Below are 16,708 nucleotides of genomic sequence, written 5' to 3' on the forward strand. Positions count from 1 at the left end.
CGGCGCCGGTTGCGCGGCACCCGCCATCTGGCCGGCCATCGCCTGCCCGATCGCCGCCCCGGCAGCGAGCCCCGCGCCGATCCCGGCGATGCCGCCCGGGTTCTGCGCGGCGAGCGGAATCGCCTGCGCGGTCTGGTATTGCGTGGCGCGCGCGAGATCGCCGGCCATCCCCGCACCGATCCGCAGGTCGAGCGCCTTCTGCAGTTCGGCCGGCAGCGACACGCTTTCAACCGCGAACGCGTCGAGCGCGAGGCCGTAGCGCGTGAACACCGGCACCAGCGCCTCGGCGACGCGCTGCGACAGCAGCGACTGGTTCGCGGCCATGTCGACGAACGGCACGTCAGCCGAGCCGAACGTCGTGCTCATCGCGGTGACGACCAGGTTGCGCAGTTGCTGTTCGAGATCGTCGACCGTGTACTGCGCGCGCGTGCCGCTGACTTCGCGATGGAACGCGCCCGCATCGACGATCCGGTACGAGTAGATGCCGAACGCGCGCACCTGCACGAAGCCGAATTCGCGATCGCGGATCGTCACCGGCTGTGCGGTGCCCCAGCGCCGGCCGAGCTGCAGCCGCGTGCTGAAGAAATAGACGTCCGACTTGAAAGGCGACTGAAAGAATTTGTCCCAGTTCTTCAGGTACGTGAGCACCGGGAGCGTGTTCGTTTCGAGCGTGTACAGCCCCGGCTGGAACACGTCGGCGACCTTGCCTTCGTTCACGAAGATCGCGACCTGCGTCTCGCGCACGGTCAGCTTGCCGCCGTACTGGATTTCCTGGTCTTCCATCGGATAGCGCCAGGCCAGCACGCCGTCCGTGTCTTCCGTCCATTGCAGGACGTCGATGAACTGCTTGCGGATGAATGAACCCAGACTCATGTCGGTCTCCTCGAAACGCGTGGCGCGTCAGGTCAGGCAGGCGGCATTGATGATGCCGACGACGAGCGATGCGGTGCCCATCAGGCCGCCCATCGCGACGTTGCGATCCTCGATCGCATGATTCATGCCGGGCATCAGGCGCGTGAGCGCCGCATAGGTGATCAGTTGCACGGCCATCGCGCCGACCGCCCAGATCACGACTTCGCCGAGCGTGGAGTTGTGCGCGATGCTGGAGGCGAGCGTCAGGCAGAAGCCGATCAGCGCGCCGCCGAACGACAGCGTCGCGGCGGCGTTGCCGTCGCGGATCAGCGCTAGTTCGTCGAACGGGGTGACCTTCAGGTACACTGCCGCGAACACAAGAAGCAGCACGAACGCCGACAGTAAATGAACCGCATAGAGATAGGCACTATTCATTCTTTCCCTCGGATTTCGTGCTCGGTTCGCCGCCCCGTCGCCGGCCGGCCCGCGCAGGGCCAGCAGATGGATGGCCGCCCCACAAAATTCCGCGCCAGTATATCCACATTGCCGACCGCCGCACAACGGACGCCCCATGCTGCATAGGCGCGCGCTCGTCCTGTCGATTCTCGTGCTCGCGTCGTGCGGGCTCGGCTACGAACTGATCAGCAGCGCGCTGTCCAGCTACCTGCTCGGCGATTCGATCCTGCAGTTCTCGTCGGTGATCGGCTGCTACCTGTTTGCGATGGGGATCGGCTCGTGGCTCGCGAAGTTCGTCGAGGACGACGACGTGCTCGACCGCTTCGTCGACATCGAGCTGCTCGTCGGCCTGCTCGGCGGCGTGTCGGCCGCGCTGCTGTTCGCGGTGTTCGCGTGGCTCGCCGCGCCGTTCCGCGCGGCGCTGTATGCGCTCGTGCTGGCGCTCGGCCTGCTGATCGGGATGGAGATCCCGCTCGTGATGCGCGCGTTCCAGCAGCGGCGCCAGGCGTTCCGCCATACCGTCAGCGAAGTGCTCACCTTCGACTATCTCGGCTCGCTCGCCGTCTCGCTGATCTTCCCGCTGGTACTCGCGCCGCGTCTCGGCCTGCTGCGCACCAGCTTCCTGTTCGGGCTCCTGAATGCATTCGTCGCGCTGTGGACGACGCACCTGTTCCGTGACGAGATCCGCAACGTACGCGGCAAGCTGATGCGCGCGTCGCTCGTGATCGGGCTGCTCGTCGCCGGCTTCGCGCTGTCGGACCGCATCACGCACTGGGCCGAACACGGCGTGTACGGCGACGAGACGATCTATTCGGAGACGACGCCGTACCAGCGCATCGTGCTCACGCAGTGGCACGACGACATGCGGCTGTACCTGAACGGCAACCTGCAGTTCTCGTCGCGCGACGAGCATCGCTATCACGAGGCGCTGATCCACCCGACGATCGAAGCGCTGCCGTGGGCGAAGCGCGTGCTCGTGCTCGGCGGCGGCGACGGCCTCGCGGTGCGCGAGCTGCTGAAGCACCGCAACCTCGAACAGATCACGCTCGTCGATCTCGATCCCGCGATGACGAAGCTGTTCTCCACGTCCGCCCCGCTCGTCAAGCTGAACCAGGGTTCGCTGAAGGACCCGCGCGTGCACGTGATCAACGACGACGCGGTGCGCTGGCTCGAATCGAATGCCGACGTGTACGACGCGATCGTCGTCGACTTCCCCGACCCGACCAACTTCGGGCTCGGCCGGCTGTATTCGGTGCCCGTGTTCCGGCTGCTCGCGCGCCACCTGTCGGAGAACGGCTACGCGGTGATCCAGTCGACCTCGCCGTATTTCGCGCCGCACGCGTACTGGACCATCATCGCGACGCTGCACGAAGCCGGGCTCAACACGTGGCCGTACCACTGCTACGTGCCGTCGTTCGGCGACTGGGGTTTCGTGATCGCCGGCAAGCGCCGCGACTTCACGGTGCCGACGCACTACACGGTGCCCACGCGCTGGCTCGACCCGCAGACGGCCGCCGAGATGTTCCACTTCCCGGCCGACATGCCGGCGCTGCCGATGTCGCCGAACGAACTCAACGACCAGCCGCTCGTGCGCCGCTTCGACGACGACTGGAAACACGTGCTGCGCTGATGAACCGCCGCACGTTCCTCGTCGCGTCGGCGGCCGCGTCGCTCGCCGCCTGCGGGCGCACCGGCTGGATCGAGACGACGCCGCAGGTCGGCTACCCCGGCATGCGCGAAGGCCATGCGCTGCGCGACCATGCACCGCTGCCGCCGCCATCCGGCACGATCGAGACCGACGTCGCGATCCTCGGCGCGGGCGCGTCCGGGCTGTCGTGTGCATGGCAGCTCGCACGTGCGGGGCACAAGCGCTTCACGGTGCTCGCGGGCCCCGAATTCGGCGGCAACGCGGCCGGCGGCCGCTTCGGCGATCTCGGCTATCCGAAAGGCGCGCACTACCTGCCGCTGCCGTCGCTCGAATCCGCGCATCTGCGCGACATGCTCGCCGATCTCGGCGTGATCGAAGCGGCGCCGTTTTCCGCGCGCCCGGTGTACGACGAGCGCGCGCTCGTCCATGCGCCCGACGAACGGCTCTTCATCGCCGGGCAGTGGCAGGACGGCATCGTGCCGACGGCCGGCCTCGGCGCCGACGAACTCGCGCAGCAGGCACGCTTCTTCGCGTACACGGACGGGCTGCGCACCGCACGCGGCGCCGATGGCCGCAAGGTGTTCTGCATCCCGATCGCGGAATCGTCGCGCGACCCGCGCTGGCGTGCGCTGGATCGGCGCTCGTTTCGCCAGTGGCTGCTCGACGAGGGCTACACCGCGAAGGCGCTGCACTGGTACCTGAATTACTGCTGCCGCGACGACTATGGCGCAGGCTACGAGCATGTTTCGGCATGGGCCGGCCTGCACTACTTCTCGTCGCGCGGCGGCCACGCGGGCGATGCGAGCGACGGCGCGGTGCTGACCTGGCCCGACGGGCTGCACACGATGGTCACGAAGCTCGCTGACTCGATCACCGCGCGCACCGGCTCGAACACGTGGTCGCGCGACGGCTTCGCGGTGCGTGCGACCGAACGCGCGGGCGGCGTCGACGTGCTGTGCGCGCGCATCGGCAACGACGGCGCGCTGTCGACGTTCCTGCTGAAGGCGCGGCGCGTCGTCTGCGCGATGCCGCTGTTCGTCGCGGCGCGCGTGTTTCCGCAGCTTGCCGCGTACGGCTTCGATCCCGCACGCGACCTGCCGCCGCGTGCGCCGTGGCTCGTGTCCAACTTCCTGCTCGACGGCATGCCGGCCGAGGAAGCGGGCGTGCCGCTCGCGTGGGACAACGTCGTCTACGACGGCGCGGGGCTCGGCTATGTCGTGTCGACGCACCAGCTGATCCGCATGTCGCCGCCGACGCGCTCGGTGTTCTCCGCGTACCAGGCGTTGAGCACGCAAGCGCCCGACGACACGCGCCGCTGGCTCGCGCAGGCCCGACCCGACGCGTTGCGCGAACAGGCGGCGATCGACCTGCAGGCCGTCTACGGGCGCGAACTGTGGAAACATGCGACGGCGCTCGAGATCACCGTGCGTGGTCACGCGATGGCCACGCCCGACGTCGGCTTCCTGAGCCGGCCGGGGCTGCTCGCGCTGCGCGATGCCGACGGCCCCGTCGTGTTCGCGCATGCCGATCTGTCCGGGCTGTCGCTGTTCGAGGAAGCGTCGTACTGGGGCGTGCTCGCCGCCCGGCGCGTGCTGGCCTGACGGCCGTCATCCGTCATTGCGGCGGCGCCGCCAGCCGCTATAATCGCCCGACATTCCGACTGCATTGAGCAGGCCGACGGTGCCGTGCCGTCCGACGCGCCGTATGCCCTCCTCGACAACAACAATGACGAAACGAACCATCCGACGCCTTCGCCCGTTCGTGCGCACCGCCGCGCGCGTGCTCGCCTGCGCCCCGCTGCTCGGCGCGCCGCTGGCGCTGCATGCGGCCGACTCCGCATCCGCCTCCGGGCGCTATATCGTCGTCGACACCGGCCATACGGCGGCGCGCCCGGGCTCCACCGGAGCGAGCGGCCGCGTCGAATACCTGTACAACCTCGACCTGTCCGCTGCGGTGGCCGAGAAACTCGCCGCGCATGGCGACCGCGTGCTGCGCACGTCGGCCGACGGCCGCGAGATCGCGCTCGATCAGCGTTCGACGCAGGCACCCGACGCGAACCTGTTCGTGTCGATCCATCACGACTCGATGCAGCAGCAGTTCATCGACGCGGGCCGGCAGCGTGAATTCCGCGGCTTTTCGGTGTTCGTGTCGGAGCGCAATCCGCACTACGCGGAGAGCCTGCGGTGCGCGAAGGCGATCGCCGAGCGGCTGGTGGCGGCCGGCGAACGGCCGTCGCTGTATCACGCGCAGCCGATCCGCGGCGAGAATCGCCCGCTGATCGACCCGCCACTCGGCATCCACCGTTTCGACGATCTCGTCGTGCTGCGCACCGCGCCGATTCCGGCCGTGCTCGTCGAAGCCGGCGTGATCGTCAATCCGGACGAGGAAGCGCGGCTTGCGCGTCGCGAGACGATCCAGAAGCTGTCCACCGCGATCGCGGGCGGCATCGACGCGTGCACGACACCGCAATAAGCAACGATAACGCCCGTCGGGCTCAACGGTTTTCACCCAGTCAGGAGCATCACCATGAAAATGAAGAACCTGCTCGCATCCTGCGCGCTGCTCGCGCTTGCCGTTCCGTTCACCGCACACGCTGCCGGCTGCGCGAAGCCGCACAGCGCGTTCGACCAGGTGTACTGCAGCAGCACGCAGTTCTCGCAAACCGACCGTGACCTCAACGACGAATACGGCCGCCTGCGCAAGCAACTGAGCAGCGACCAGCAGGCGACGCTGAAGGCCGGCCAGCTCGCGTGGCTGAAGCAGCGCGACGCACAGTGCAGCGAGACGCGCAACAACGGCTATCTCGTGGATCTCCAGTGCGCGACCGACATGACGCAGTCGCGGCTGTCGTTCCTGCGCGAGCGTGAGCGCGAGTGCTCGAGCACGGGCTGCGTGACGTCGAAGCTCGGCGAGTAAGGGCCTCGCGCGTGCCGCGCCGCGAGACGTTTCGCGACGCGGCGCTTCGTGCCCTTGCGAACCTTGCGCATCGGCACCGAGAAAGGAGCCTCGAAAGGAATCTCGATGCGACATGAATTCTCTGAAGTCCTCAACGGTCTGGTCGACTATTTTCTCGTCGGCGATCTCCTGCTGCTGAAGCACTTCAAGGAACGGCACGGACTGCCGGACGACGTCGCATCTGCGTTCACCACGGGCGACAGCGGCGATCGCGCCGTGCTGGAAGGTGTCGTCGTTCCGCTCGCCGGCATCGAGAACCATCCGTACACGGTCGTCTTCACGCTGGATGGCGACACACCCGAATTGCTGAAGGCGGGAAGCCGCCTGCAGCATCGACGCGGCGGGTACGTGCTGCGCGTCGAGCATCGCGCGGTCATGCTCTACACGTGGCGGATTCTCGAACGCTTCAACGATGCAACGGTCAATGCGCTGCTCGCGCGTTACCGTGAGCCGGGCAGGCCCGTGATCGAGATCGACAACGGCTGGTACGACGTCGAGATCCTCGCTGGCGAGGTGCCGCGCAACGGCTGGTTCGAGCCTGCGTTCGAATTCGTGCTGAAGAAAACCGCCGTGCCGGGCGATGCATCTCAGGTCGATATCAACTACCGCTTTGCGATAGAAGGCACTCTGGATCCGGCGAATTGAATCTCGCGCGCGAGGGCGCGGCACACGTCAACCGGTCAGGCGGAGTGCACATGACACCGAACACGATGCACATCGACATCCGCCTTGCCACGCCCGCCGATGCGCCGGACATCGCCGCCATCCACGTCGCATCGTGGCAGGCCACTTACCCGGGCATCATGCCGGCCCCGTTCCTCGCCGGCCTGTCGGTCGAAAAGCGCACCGCTTCATGGCGCCACGCACTCGACGCCGGACGGCCGCGTGTCGCGCTCGCGTTCACCGAAGGCGAGCCCACAGGCTGGGTCGCCTATGGTCCGACGCGCGACACCGACAAGGATCGCACCTGGGGCGAAATCGAAGCGATCTATCTGCATCCCGCGCATTGCGGGCAAGGCGTCGGCGCGGCACTCGTCGACCATGCATGCCGTGCGCTGCATGACTCGGGCCATGAATGGGTGTCGCTCTGGGTGCTGGTCAAGAACCGTCGCGCACGGGCGTTCTATGAACGCGAAGGCTTCGTCGCCGAAGACGACATCAAGACGTTCGAGATCGACGGTGCGCCGATCGAGGAACTGCGCTACTGGCGCGCATTGCCGAAACGATCGTCATGACGGCATCGCCACCCCGGCCGCAAGACGTGTTTGCATCAGCTGCAGCAACTCGCGGATCTTCGCATTGACGGAATTGCGGTTCGAATAGGCGGCCAACAGTTCGAGCGGCGCCGGCGTCATCTCCAGCGGCACGCGCACCAGCCGCCCGGCGGCCAGCTCGGCCGCGCACCCGCGTTCGACGAGAATCGCGAAGCCGATCCCGTTCACCGCAGCCAGCCCCGCCATCTCGCCGCTATTGACGCGATACCGGCTCGCGACCGGAATCCTGTGAATCCGCCCGTCGCCGTCGGCGAACTGCCACGGTTGCCCTTTCAGCGTGCTCAGCGTCGTGACGCACGGCAACTGCCTGAGCTGCTCCGTCCGCGTCGGCATGCCGGTGCGTTCGATCAGCGACGGCGCGGCCACGACGACGCTCGGCAGGCTCACGAGCGGCCTGACGACGAACGCGCTGTCGTCAAGTTTGCCGCGATTGACGATGATCGACAGGTCGATATCGTCGCGCAACGTCGAGACGCCTGCGAGGCTCGTATCGCAATCGATTTCAACACGCGGATGGCGGCTCGCGAATTCCGCGACGATCGGCCCGAGCATGCGCGGCCCGATTTCGCCGGGCACGCAGAGCTTCAGCACGCCGCGCAACTCCGTCTGTTGCGAGGTCAATTCGAACTCGACAAGCGTCAGCGCATCGAGCATCGGCTTCGCGCGCTCATGCAGCAGGCGCCCGGCCTCCGTCATCCGAAGGTGCCGCGTGCTGCGCTCCAGCAGACGCACGCCGAGCCTCGACTCCAGTTGCGCCACATGGCGGCTCACGTTGGAACCGGGTATCGACAGCATGCGCGCGGCGCCGGCAAAGCTGCCCTCGTCGACGACCGACACGAACACGCGCACCGCGTTCAGATCCAGCTTGCTGCGCATCATTATCCCGTTTCAAGTATCAAAGCTCGCCAATTTTCACGGCTTATCCCGTGCGTGAACGTAATTTACGATGCGGATCCAGTCAAGGCGTGGCCGCCGACGCACGAACCCGCGCCGACGTGAGCACGCACACGAACCTGCGGGAGCATCAACATGGATATCGCCATTCTCGGCGCCGGCGTGGCCGGCATGAGCACCGCGCTTGCGCTCGCCGGGCAGGGGCACCGGATACGGCTCTACGAACGCAGACCGTCCGCGACGACGATGGGCGCCGGCGTCGTGCTCTGGCCGAATGCCGGCTTCGTGCTCGAACAACTCGGCCTCCTGCCGGACATCGTCGCGGTCAGCGGCCACCTGCATGCGATGCGGTGCATGGACCGGCACGGCACCCCGTTCAAGCGCTTCGATATCGGCGAACTCGACCGCCACATGGGTTTCCCGACGCGCTCGATCTTGCGGCGCGACTTGCAGGCCGTGCTGGCGTGGCACGTCGCCGCGCACGACATCGAAGTCTGCTTCGGCCACTGCGCGACAGCCATCGACACCGACACCGATGGCCGCGCGATCGTTCGCTTCGACAACGGCGAGGCGATCGCCCCCGATCTCGTGATCGGCGCGGACGGCCGCATGAACTCCGTCTCGCGAAGCCATGTGGTCGGCGACGCCACGCCCGTCTATCAGGGATTCGTCAACTGGATCGGCGTCGCGCAGAGCGATGTGCCTCTAGTCGACGACGTGTCGATATTCGACTACTGGGGCCAGCGCGAACGATTCGGCATCGTCGCGCTGGACCGGCATCGCATGTACTGGGCGGCGGCCCGGGCCGAGGCTGAAATCGACGGTAGCGACGATGCGGCACCGGACGATCCCGGCCCGCTGCTGGAACGGCTCTTCGACGGATGGCCGACGCTCATCGCGAGCGTGATGCACGCGACGCCGCCGGGCACGATTGCGAAGATCCGCGTGCACGATCTCGATCCGGTGGACGTGTGGCACCGCGGCAATGTGCTGTTGATCGGCGACGCCGCGCACGCACCCCTACCCACCTCCGGACAGGGCGCATGCCAGGCGCTTGAGGACGCATGGCATCTCGCCCGTTGTCTCGACGAGCATGGAAAAGGCAACGACCTCGACGCAGCGCTCGCGTCGTTCACGCTGCGACGCACCCGGAAAACCACGGCAATCACGCTGCGCGCCCGCGAGTTCGCTCACCGGCTATTCGGCAACGACACGCACGACGCTGCTCGACAGGTCGATCCGAGCGCCGAAATTGAAGCGCTCGCGAACGCGTGGGGAGCGGGCCTGCCGGTGATGCCGGCGCGGGACTGACAAGACGCGCAAGCGATGGCATTCGATCACAAAAACCACCGATACTCCCGCGCCCCAATCTCATTGCGGAAATCCAGCTCTTCCTGCCGCTTGTTTTCGCAATACACCATCACGAACTCGCTGCCGAGCCCTTCGCGCACGGCCGCGTGATCCTGCATCCCGGCGACAGCCGACAGCATCTCCTTCGGGAAATCGATCCCGCTGCCGCGATCCTCGTTGAGCGGCGCGATCGGCTCGCGCTTCGCGTCGAGCCCGTGCTCCATCCCGGTGAGAATCGCCGCGAGCACGAGGTACGGGTTCGCGTCCGCGCTCGCGAGCCGGTGCTCGATCCGCAGGTTGCGCGCATCCGACTCGGGAATCCGGATGCACGCATCGCGATCCTCGAAGCCCCAGCTCGCGCGGCTCGCCGCGTTCACCATCGATCCGTAACGCCGGAACGCGTTGTGATTCGGCGCGAACACGGGCATGCAATGCGGCAGCAGCGCGAGGCAGCCGGCCACCGCGTGCCGCAGCGGCCACTGCCCGTCCGCCGCGAGCAGGTTGCGCCCCGCATCGTCGTAGAGGCTCACGTGCACGTGCATCCCGCTGCCCGGCGCATGCAGGTACGGCTTGCCCATGAAGCTCGCGCGATAGCCGTGCTGCAACGCGACGCCGCGCGTGCTGCGGCAGAACATCGCCGACCAGTCAGCCGCACGCAGCCCGTCGTCGCAATGGCCGAAATTGATTTCGAACTGGCCCGGCCCGAGCTCGGCGGTGATCACGGTCGCGTCGATCCCCTGCACGCACGCGACGTCGACCATTTCGTGCAGCACGTCGGAGAAGCGCGACAGGCGCTCGATATGCATGTTCGGCTGATCGTCGCGATCATCGGACAGGCGGTCGCGCGGATACTTCGGCATCCCCTCCTCGAGCTGCGCGGCGAACAGGTAGAACTCGAGCTCGAACGCGACGACCGGCCGGATGCCGCGCCGCGCGAGCCGTTTCAGCACGCGCGCGAGCACCTCGCGCGGCTCGAACTCGACCGGCGCGTCGGTGCCGTCCGTCGTGATCAGCATCTGGCCGAGCGGCTGCTTCTCCCAGGTCACCGGCTTCAGCGTGCCGGGGATCAGCCGGCGCACGGCGTCCGGATCGCCGTCGTTGAAACAGTAGTCGCCGATCTTGTAGAGCCCGCCCTGCGTGCCGAGCAGGATGCAGTTCTGCGGCAGTTTCAACAGCGAGCCGGCCGCCACCTTCTCGAGCGCGTCGATCGGGTAGCGCTTGCCGTAGAAATGTCCGGGCAGGTCGAGGCAGATCAGGTCGACATAACGGATCTCAGGATGCGCCTGCCGGAATGCGCGGACTTCATCGACCAGCGCGGGAACGACGTCAGCCATGTCTCTCATCCTTTCCATGTCTTGTATGGCGGTGCCGCGGCGCGGCGAACCGGATTCATGCGGCATGCACGACGTCGCACGCCTGTTACAGATCAGGACTGCAAACAACGGCCGCGGCGCGGCTTCCTCCCGACCGCATGCCGCACCGACCACTCAGGTGAATACCCAGATCACGCGCGTCGGCGCGTCGGTCAGGTTGGCGTAACGAAAGCGCTTGTGCGCGGGAAGCTGGAATGCGTCGTTCGGGCCGAGCGTGACGGGCGTATCGTCGCCGTCGACCCAGATCGTCAGTTCTCCTTCGAGCACGAAACCGCCCTGCTCGTCGCTGTCGTCGACGGGCCGCTCGCCGCTGCTCGCGCCCGGCGCGAGATGGCTTTCGAGGATCGAGAAGCGCGAGCGCATGTTCGGCGACACGAGGATGTCGGTAATGCCGGCCGCGTAGTACACGGTGCGCCGCTCGTCGGGCCGCGTCACCCACGGCACGCTGCGCGGCTTGCTCAGGCTGTAGAAATAGGTGGTCGGCACGCCGAGCGCCTCGCCGATCGCGGTGAGATCCGCCACCGTCGGGCGCGACAGCCCGCGCTCGACCTGCGACAGAAAGCCGACCGAGCGGCCGATCCGTTCCGCGAGATCGTTGAGCGTGACCTTGCGGTGCTTGCGCAGATCGCGGATCAGGATCGCCAGGCTTTCTATCTCTTCCTGTTCATTCATGATGGGTTCCGGTGCAGTCAGACGGTATCGCGCAGACGGTACCAGGCCTTGCCGATCGCTTCCAGCGGCGCGGCGAGCCGGTCGCCGCCGGGGAAGCGCGGGTTGCGGATGCGCTGGTACTGCGCGAGCAGGCGTTCGTCGCCGAGCACCGCGTCGGCCACCGCGCGTGCGCCGGCGAGCGTCGGCAGCACGCCGTGCCCCGAGAAACCCTGCAGCCAGAAGCGTTGCCGGTGGCGGCCGATGTCCGGCGTGCGGCGCATGCTGATGTCGATGTGGCCGCCCCACGCGTAATCGAGCGGCACGCCGGCCAGCTGCGGGAACACGCGTTCGAGGTGCGGGCGCGTGGCCGCCGCGATATCGGCCGGAATGCCGCCGAGATACGTGCAGCCGCCGCCGAACAGCAGCCGGTTGTCGGGGCTCAGGCGGAAATAGTCGGGTACGAACTGGTTGTCGATCACGCAACTGTTCTGCGGCAGCAGCGACCGCGCGACGTCGGGTGCGAGCGGCGCGGTCGCGACCTGGTACGTGCCGACCGGCAGCAGCCGGCGCGCGAGATCGCGATCGAGCCGGTCGACGTATGCGTTGCAGGCCAGCACGAGCACGTCCGCGCGCACTTCGCCGTGCGCCGTGCGGGCAAGGTGACCGTCGGCCGTCTCGCGGCAGTCGAGCACGCGGCTCTGCTCGAAGATGCGGCCGCCCGCGCGCTCGATCGTCTGCGCGAGGCCGAGCGCGAGTTTCAGGGGATTCAGGTGACCGGCCTCGGGATCGTGCAGCGCCGCAAGGTAACGCGTGCCGCCGATCCATTCGGGCATCTCGTCGCGGCCGATCACGCGCAGCCGGTCGTAGCCCCAGCGCTCGGCCGCCTCGTCACGCGCCTGTTCGAGCATCGCGACGCGCCGCGGCCGCACGGCCGCCCACAGGCTGCCGGGCCGGTAGTCGATGTCGAAACCGTGCCGCGCGGGCAGCTCGCGCACCTCGGCCGCGGCCCAGCGCATGCTGTCCCACAGCAGGCGCGCGCCGTCGCGGCCGAGCGAATCCTCGAGCGGCTGCATGTCGCACGACCAGCCGAGCAGCGCCTGCCCGCCGTTGCGGCCCGACGCGGCCCACGCGACGCGGCTCGCTTCGAGCACGACGACGCGCTTGCCGGCAAGTGCCAGCCGCAACGCCGTATGCAGCCCGCTGAACCCCGCGCCGACGACGAGCACGTCGGCGTCGATGCGTTCGTCCAGCGCCGGACGATGCGGGATCGGCGCCGGGTAGGTGCCGGCGTAGTAGCTTGCGACGTGACGGTCGGACTGCACGAACATGCGGACTCCCGTGAAAATTACGCCGAGAAATTTCATGAAAAATTAGCACGGCAATTTCACGGAAGCAAGCGGGCAAAATAAACGGCGCATCGTCCTGATGAATCAACGTTGCGCCGTCAGCTTGGTCAGCTAACGAGTCGCCGCCCGGGCAGCCGCAGCCAGCGCATGAACCGCACCGCCCCCGTGAATGTTCCCGCCATCCACCCGGACGAAGTTTTTACGGTTGTAAAAATTTTGGACTGAGAGAATGAAGCGCTGAAGCAGCGCGTCACCCATCCAAGCACGGCCCCCCTTTCAGACCCAACCCAATCGCTGACGGGAGACAAGAAAGATGCCCACGAACCGGGATGCAAGCCCGATGGACGAATCGGATCACGGCGAATTCTCGCTGAGCGAAGTCCCGCTCGAGAAACGCACCGGATTCCTGTCCATCACGATGGTGTTGTTGAGTTTCACGTTCTTCACGGGAACGATGTTTGCCGGCGGCAAGATCGGTGTCGCCTTCGATGTCGTCAGCATGATCCAGATCGCCGTCATCGGAAACCTGTTGCTCGCCGCCTATGCGGCATCGCTGGCGCTGATTGCCGCCCGCAGCGGCCTGAACGCGGTGCTGATGGGGCGGTTCTGCTTCGGGGAAGTCGGCAGCAAGCTGTCCGATTTCCTGCTCGGCTTCGCCGAACTCGGCTGGTACGCATGGGGCACCGCGACGGTGGCGATCGTCCTGGTCAAGCTGCTGGGTTGGCCGCCCGCCGTGACCACGCCGTTGATGATCCTCTTCGGCTTCGGATTTTCCATCACGGCCATCATCGGCTATCGCGGCATGGATGTGCTGTCGCGCGTCTCCGTGCCGTTGATGTTCGTGCTGCTGATGACGTCGATGTGGATCGCCACCCGCGATATCGGCGGATGGGCCGGCCTCACGCATGTCGCACCGTCTCAGCCGATGCCGTTCTCGGCCGCCGTGACCATGGTCATCGGCACCTTTGCCAGCGGCGCGACCCAGGCAACCAACTGGACCCGCCTCGCCCGGAGCGCGCGCAGCGCCGTCTCGGCCAGCATGATCGGATTTTTCGCGGGCAACGGCCTGATGATCGTGGCGGGCGCATACTGCGCGATCGTCTATCAGCAAGCCGACATCGTCGAGGTGATGATGCTGCAGGGCCTGTCGATCGCGGCGGTCGTGATGCTGTGCCTCAATCTCTGGACCATCCAGGGGCCGACGATGTACAACGTGGCGGCCGCCGGATGCCATCTGCTGCGCACCGAACGGCGCCGCACGCTCGTACTCGCGGGCGCGGCGATCGGCATCGTGCTCGCGGTCGGCGGGATGTACGAGTTGCTGATTCCGTTCCTGGTGCTGCTCGGCTCGATCATTCCGCCGGTCGGCGGCGTGATCATGGCGGACTACTGGTACCGCCATCGCGGGCAATACCCGTCGCTCGCCGCCGCCCGCCTTCCGCGCTTCAACCTGGTCGGCCTGGCCGCGTATGCCATCGGTGCCGGACTCGCCTATACCTCGCCGTGGATCGCGCCGCTCGTCGGCATCGCGGCGTCCGCCGCCGCCTACATCGTGCTGTTGCAGATTGCCCGCGCGTTCGCGCGCGAGCCGTCCGTTCAGGGTGAATGATTCCACTGCGCACCCTCCCGCTCCCCCGAACCACAGGAATCCTCATGAAAATCATCAACGCCGGATTGCGCGGCCGTAGCGGCCTCTTCACGATCGACATCGATGCGGGCACGATTCGCGGCATCGACCTCCAGCCGTCGCCGCTGGCGTCTGAAGGGGACGACGTCATCGATGCGGGCAGCCATCTCGTCATCCCGCCGCTGGTCGAGCCGCATATCCACCTGGATGCGACGCTGACCGCGGGCGAACCCGAGTGGAACATGAGCGGTACGCTGTTCGAAGGTATCGAGCGGTGGGGCCAGCGCAAGGCCACCATCACGCATGAGGATACGAAGGCCCGCGCCCACACCACGATCGGCATGTTGCGCGACAACGGCATCCAGCATGTGCGCACGCACGTGGACGTCACCGATCACACGCTTGCCGCGTTGAAGGCGATGCTCGAGGTCAGGGACGAAGCACGCGATCTCATCGATCTGCAGATCGTCGCCTTCCCGCAGGAAGGCATCGAGTCGTTCGAGAACGGACGGGCACTGATGGAGCGCGCGATCGACATGGGGGCCGACGTCGTGGGCGGCATTCCGCATTTCGAGAACACGCGCGACCAGGGCGTGAGCTCCATCAAGTTCCTGATGGAACTCGCGGAGCGCAAGGACTGCCTGGTCGACGTTCATTGCGACGAAACCGACGATCCGCACTCGCGCTTCCTGGAAGTGCTTGCCGAGGAAGCGCGGGTTCGCGGGATGGGCACGCGCGTCACCGCCAGCCACACGACCGCGATGGGTTCCTACGACAACGCCTACTGCTCGAAGCTGTTCCGGTTGCTGAAGCGCTCGGACATCCATTTTGTTTCTTGTCCGACCGAAAGCATCCACCTGCAGGGGCGTTTCGACACCTTCCCGAAACGACGCGGCATCACGCGTGTCGCGGAACTCGATCGCGCCGGCATCAACGTGTGCTTCGGACAGGATTCGATCAAGGATCCGTGGTATCCCATCGGCAACGGCAACATCCTGCGCATCCTCGACGTCGGCTTGCACGTGTGCCACATGCTCGGTTACGAAGACCTGCAGCGATGCCTCGACTTCGTGACGGAGCACAGCGCCCGTGCGATGTCCCTGGGCGATCGCTATGGCATCGCCGTCGGGCGGCCGGCCAACCTGCTGATCCTCGACGCGGATTCCGACTATGAAGTGGTTCGCACGCAGGCCAAGGTGCGCGTGTCGATCCGTGCCGGGAAGGTCATCATGCAGCGCGCGCCCGAACGCATCACCTATCCTGAAGCAGGCGCGCGTTGAGCGGGCGACGACGCCGGTCCGACATGCGGGAGGGAGCATCGTGACGCACCCGTCCGAGCCGACTGCGGGGACGCCCGGCCGGCCTCACGGCCGGCGCGAAGCGCTGCGCGACACGCTCGAGGCGACCATTCTCGCCGCCGCCGAGGAATCGTTTGCCATTGACGGATTCGAGGGCAGTTCCGTTGCGACGATCGCAGCGGCCGCCGGCCTGTCGAAGCAGAACCTGATGTACTACTTCCCCACGAAGCTGGCGCTCTACCAACGCGTGCTGGACGACGTGTTGCGGGACTGGCTCGGCAGGATGCGGGAGTTTGCGGCGCCCGATCGCGAGCCCGCGGAAGCCATGTCGGCCTATATCCGGGCCAAACTCGAATTCTCCAGAAATCGCCCGCATGGATCGCGGGTGTTCGCGCTGGAGATCATCGGCGGAGCCAGGACCTACGGAAAGGAAATCCGCAAGCAACTGATTCCGGTGTTGCGCGACGACATCCGGGTGCTCGAACGCTGGATCGAGGAAGGCAAGGTCAGGCAGGTCGATGCCGAGCACCTGTTCTTCCTGATCTGGGCAGCCACGCAGGCGTATGCGGATTTCGCCCCCCAGATGCTGCTGGTGCTCGGCAAGCGTGCGCTGGGAAACGACGATTTCGACGCGGCTTACCGCACGATCTCGGATCTGGTGCTCAACGCGCTGATCACCGGGGGCGGAAAGACGGATTGACCGCCGCCGTCGCCCTTCATGCACGGCACCCCGGCGCCGTCGACACTCGCCGGGGAACCACCGGTCAGTCGTGCTTGTGGCGCTTCTTGTGCTTGTTGCCGTGGTGATGATCGTTGGAACGCGAGTTGTTGCGCGACACGTGGCCGCCCAGCGCCGCGCCCGCGCCTCCTCTGCCAACATGACGGAGGACCAACGAACGGCGGTCGAATTTTATGCGGCCAATCCATCGGCCGCACTTCTCGACTTCGCCGCACGCGTATCGCGCAACTGTGGCTCCTCTGCCA

At 66.7% G+C, this 16,708-nt stretch carries 17 protein-coding genes; 11 read left to right on the plus strand and 6 right to left on the minus strand.

The window, feature by feature from the left end:
- On the minus strand, positions 1-873 hold an 873-nt coding region (locus G3N96_RS32770), incomplete at its 3' end, for an SPFH domain-containing protein (RefSeq protein ID WP_206139779.1).
- Between the two features lie 27 nt (positions 874-900).
- Positions 901-1,287: a DUF350 domain-containing protein gene (locus G3N96_RS32775; RefSeq protein ID WP_011354425.1), complete on the minus strand. Its 387-nt coding sequence runs from the start codon at positions 1,285-1,287 to the stop codon at positions 901-903.
- A gap of 136 nt (positions 1,288-1,423) precedes the next feature.
- Between G3N96_RS32775 and G3N96_RS32780 the strand changes: the two genes are divergently transcribed.
- The 6 genes from G3N96_RS32780 (at position 1,424) to G3N96_RS32805 (ending at position 7,146) form a co-directional block, all read left to right on the plus strand.
- Complete coding sequence (locus tag G3N96_RS32780) at positions 1,424-2,938, plus strand: polyamine aminopropyltransferase (RefSeq protein WP_206139780.1); 1,515 nt, start codon at positions 1,424-1,426, stop codon at positions 2,936-2,938.
- Complete coding sequence (locus tag G3N96_RS32785; RefSeq protein ID WP_206139781.1) at positions 2,938-4,557, plus strand: NAD(P)-binding protein; 1,620 nt, start codon at positions 2,938-2,940, stop codon at positions 4,555-4,557. The genes G3N96_RS32780 and G3N96_RS32785 overlap by 1 nt, the downstream gene beginning before the upstream one ends.
- A 124-nt stretch (positions 4,558-4,681) precedes the next feature.
- The gene (locus tag G3N96_RS32790; RefSeq protein WP_206139782.1) at positions 4,682-5,428 is read left to right on the plus strand and encodes an N-acetylmuramoyl-L-alanine amidase; all 747 of its coding nucleotides are present in this window, start codon (positions 4,682-4,684) and stop codon (positions 5,426-5,428) included.
- Between the two features lie 54 nt (positions 5,429-5,482).
- The gene (locus G3N96_RS32795) at positions 5,483-5,872 is read left to right on the plus strand and encodes a lysozyme inhibitor LprI family protein (protein ID WP_089441940.1); all 390 of its coding nucleotides are present in this window, start codon (positions 5,483-5,485) and stop codon (positions 5,870-5,872) included.
- A 63-nt stretch (positions 5,873-5,935) separates the two neighbouring features.
- Complete coding sequence (locus G3N96_RS32800) at positions 5,936-6,556, plus strand: hypothetical protein (protein WP_241022938.1); 621 nt, start codon at positions 5,936-5,938, stop codon at positions 6,554-6,556.
- Between the two features lie 50 nt (positions 6,557-6,606).
- The gene (locus tag G3N96_RS32805) at positions 6,607-7,146 is read left to right on the plus strand and encodes a GNAT family N-acetyltransferase (protein WP_206139783.1); all 540 of its coding nucleotides are present in this window, start codon (positions 6,607-6,609) and stop codon (positions 7,144-7,146) included.
- On the opposite strand, the gene G3N96_RS32810 is transcribed toward G3N96_RS32805, so the two are convergent.
- Positions 7,141-8,061, minus strand: coding sequence for a LysR family transcriptional regulator (locus G3N96_RS32810; protein WP_206139784.1), 921 nt, complete (start codon positions 8,059-8,061; stop codon positions 7,141-7,143). The two genes, G3N96_RS32805 and G3N96_RS32810, sit on opposite strands and share 6 nt — an antisense overlap.
- A gap of 153 nt (positions 8,062-8,214) precedes the next feature.
- Here G3N96_RS32810 and G3N96_RS32815 point away from each other — a divergent pair, with 153 nt between their 5' ends.
- Positions 8,215-9,390, plus strand: a complete 1,176-nt coding sequence (locus G3N96_RS32815; protein WP_206139785.1) for an FAD-dependent oxidoreductase — start codon at positions 8,215-8,217, stop codon at positions 9,388-9,390.
- Positions 9,391-9,416: 26 nt separating this feature from the next.
- Here the strand turns inward: G3N96_RS32815 and G3N96_RS32820 are convergent, their stop codons facing one another.
- The 3 genes from G3N96_RS32820 to G3N96_RS32830 all read right to left on the minus strand — a co-directional run bounded on the left by G3N96_RS32820 (position 9,417) and on the right by G3N96_RS32830 (position 12,781).
- On the minus strand, positions 9,417-10,763 hold the full coding sequence (locus G3N96_RS32820) for a glutamine synthetase family protein (RefSeq protein WP_206139786.1): 1,347 nt from the start codon (positions 10,761-10,763) through the stop codon (positions 9,417-9,419).
- 153 nt (positions 10,764-10,916) lie between these two features.
- Entirely contained in the window at positions 10,917-11,474 is a 558-nt protein-coding gene (locus tag G3N96_RS32825) for an XRE family transcriptional regulator (RefSeq protein ID WP_089427004.1), read from the minus strand.
- Positions 11,475-11,491: 17 nt separating this feature from the next.
- A complete protein-coding gene (locus G3N96_RS32830) occupies positions 11,492-12,781 on the minus strand; it encodes an FAD-binding oxidoreductase (protein ID WP_206139787.1) in 1,290 nt (429 codons plus the stop codon).
- Between the two features lie 358 nt (positions 12,782-13,139).
- Between G3N96_RS32830 and codB the strand changes: the two genes are divergently transcribed.
- The 4 genes from codB to G3N96_RS32850 form a co-directional block, all read left to right on the plus strand.
- Positions 13,140-14,408: a cytosine permease gene (gene codB / locus G3N96_RS32835; protein ID WP_206139791.1), complete on the plus strand. Its 1,269-nt coding sequence runs from the start codon at positions 13,140-13,142 to the stop codon at positions 14,406-14,408.
- Between the two features lie 44 nt (positions 14,409-14,452).
- Positions 14,453-15,706, plus strand: coding sequence for a cytosine deaminase (gene codA, locus G3N96_RS32840; protein WP_206139788.1), 1,254 nt, complete (start codon positions 14,453-14,455; stop codon positions 15,704-15,706).
- A 40-nt stretch (positions 15,707-15,746) separates the two neighbouring features.
- Positions 15,747-16,424 (plus strand): TetR/AcrR family transcriptional regulator, encoded by a 678-nt coding sequence (locus tag G3N96_RS32845; protein ID WP_206139789.1) that lies wholly within the window; start codon positions 15,747-15,749, stop codon positions 16,422-16,424.
- A gap of 88 nt (positions 16,425-16,512) precedes the next feature.
- On the plus strand, positions 16,513-16,708 hold a 196-nt coding region (locus G3N96_RS32850), incomplete at its 3' end, for a hypothetical protein (protein ID WP_206139790.1).

Origin of the sequence: Burkholderia sp. Se-20373, assembly GCF_017104705.1 — a bacterium.
Classification (GTDB): Bacteria; Pseudomonadota; Gammaproteobacteria; order Burkholderiales; family Burkholderiaceae; genus Burkholderia.

Coding starts and splice junctions, on each gene's coding strand:
- G3N96_RS32775 (WP_011354425.1), bottom strand. CDS start 1,287: ATGAATAGTGCCTATCTCTATGCGGTTCATTTACTGTCGGCGTTCGTG.
- G3N96_RS32780 (WP_206139780.1), top strand. CDS start 1,424: ATGCTGCATAGGCGCGCGCTCGTCCTGTCGATTCTCGTGCTCGCGTCG.
- G3N96_RS32785 (WP_206139781.1), top strand. CDS start 2,938: ATGAACCGCCGCACGTTCCTCGTCGCGTCGGCGGCCGCGTCGCTCGCC.
- G3N96_RS32790 (WP_206139782.1), top strand. CDS start 4,682: ATGACGAAACGAACCATCCGACGCCTTCGCCCGTTCGTGCGCACCGCC.
- G3N96_RS32795 (WP_089441940.1), top strand. CDS start 5,483: ATGAAAATGAAGAACCTGCTCGCATCCTGCGCGCTGCTCGCGCTTGCC.
- G3N96_RS32805 (WP_206139783.1), top strand. CDS start 6,607: ATGACACCGAACACGATGCACATCGACATCCGCCTTGCCACGCCCGCC.
- G3N96_RS32810 (WP_206139784.1), bottom strand. CDS start 8,061: ATGCGCAGCAAGCTGGATCTGAACGCGGTGCGCGTGTTCGTGTCGGTC.
- G3N96_RS32815 (WP_206139785.1), top strand. CDS start 8,215: ATGGATATCGCCATTCTCGGCGCCGGCGTGGCCGGCATGAGCACCGCG.
- G3N96_RS32820 (WP_206139786.1), bottom strand. CDS start 10,763: ATGGCTGACGTCGTTCCCGCGCTGGTCGATGAAGTCCGCGCATTCCGG.
- G3N96_RS32825 (WP_089427004.1), bottom strand. CDS start 11,474: ATGAATGAACAGGAAGAGATAGAAAGCCTGGCGATCCTGATCCGCGAT.
- G3N96_RS32830 (WP_206139787.1), bottom strand. CDS start 12,781: ATGTTCGTGCAGTCCGACCGTCACGTCGCAAGCTACTACGCCGGCACC.
- codB (WP_206139791.1), top strand. CDS start 13,140: ATGGACGAATCGGATCACGGCGAATTCTCGCTGAGCGAAGTCCCGCTC.
- codA (WP_206139788.1), top strand. CDS start 14,453: ATGAAAATCATCAACGCCGGATTGCGCGGCCGTAGCGGCCTCTTCACG.